We start from the raw sequence: 504 nt of genomic DNA, 5'->3' as shown, positions 1-504 counted from the left end.
GAACACGGCGCCGCCCCCCAGGCCGCCGGCGCCGTGTTCCGCGAGTTCGTCGCCACCCTGGAGCGGCTGGAGAAGAGCCGGCGCCGCAAGAAGGCCCCTGACGCCCCCACCGGGCGGAGCTGAGCCATGGCGGACGGCTTTCCCATCGAGGGCTATGCCTGCCTGTTCGACGTGGCCGATCTCGGCCGCGACCTGGTGCTGCCCGGCGCCTTTGCCGCGAGCCTTGCCCGGCAGGGCGCGGGGGGCGTGCGCCTGCTCTACCAGCACGATCCGGCCGAGCCCATCGGGGTGTGGACCGAGGCGTTCGAGGACACGCGCGGCCTCTATGTGCGCGGTCGCCTCTCCCCCGAGGTGGCCCGTGCCCGCGAATGCGCGGCGCTGATCGGCGAGGGCGCGCTCGACGGCCTTTCCATCGGATTCAAGGCGGTGGAGGCGCGCACCGATCCGCGCACCCGCCTGCGCCGGCTCTCCCGCATCGACCTGTGGGAGGTGTCCATCGTCACC

1 protein-coding gene is annotated in these 504 nt (G+C 73.6%); it reads left to right on the top strand.

What is annotated here, in order from left to right; all coding sequences use genetic code 11:
- Positions 1 to 126: 126 nt before the first annotated feature.
- Positions 127 to 504, top strand: a 378-nt coding sequence (locus K9U40_RS23410; protein ID WP_282892461.1) for an HK97 family phage prohead protease, incomplete at its 3' end; no start/stop codon positions are given.

The organism is Xanthobacter autotrophicus (assembly GCF_030015065.1).
Taxonomy (GTDB): Bacteria; Pseudomonadota; Alphaproteobacteria; order Rhizobiales; family Xanthobacteraceae; genus Xanthobacter; species Xanthobacter autotrophicus_D.
This window is presented reverse-complemented; position numbering and strand designations above follow the sequence as displayed.